Source organism: Pseudomonas sp. EA_65y_Pfl1_P113, assembly GCF_963970525.1.
GTDB lineage: Bacteria > Pseudomonadota > Gammaproteobacteria > Pseudomonadales > Pseudomonadaceae > Aquipseudomonas > Aquipseudomonas tritici.
This window is the reverse complement of record NZ_CAXAQM010000328.1, coordinates 1-538: the sequence shown is the minus strand read 5'-3', so window position 1 is coordinate 538 and position 538 is coordinate 1. Positions and strand designations below refer to the sequence as shown.

Here is a 538-nt window from a genome sequence, read left to right as displayed (position 1 = left end):
TCGACGGAATCCCGCATTTGGGCGTTCCCTTGATTCGCGAGAGCGACGCCTCGCTCGGCGTCGCCAATCAGGTCGAGCAGCGCAAGGGCGACGTCGCGACCGCGCTTCCCTCCAGCCTTGCTACCGCCGCGACCTTCGACCCCGCAATCGCACGCGCGGGCGGCGCGATGATCGGTGCCGAGGCGCGTGCCAAGCGCTTCACTGTATTACTCGCCGGGGGCGTCAACTTGACGCGCGACCCGTGGAACGGGCGCAACTTCGAATATCTCGGCGAGGATCCGCTGCTCGCCGGGACGATGGCAGGCGCGCATATTGCGGGTGTGCAGTCGAACAAGATCGTCTCGACGATCAAGCATTACGCGCTCAACGACCAGGAGACCGATCGTAACGCCGGCAATTCGGTGCTCGATCACAGCGCGGCGCGCGTGTCCGATCTGCTGGCGTTCCAATTGGCGATCGAACGCGCCGATCCGGGCTCGATCATGTGCTCGTACAACCGCGTCGATAGCGTTTACGCCTGCGAGAATAGCTGGCTGCT

Annotated in this window: 1 protein-coding gene; it reads left to right on the top strand. The window is 64.3% G+C overall.

The annotated features are described in order from the left end of the window. Positions 1-17: 17 nt before the first annotated feature. Positions 18-538: glycoside hydrolase family 3 N-terminal domain-containing protein (locus AACY52_RS29875; RefSeq protein ID WP_339561314.1), on the top strand; the 521-nt coding region annotated here is incomplete at its 3' end.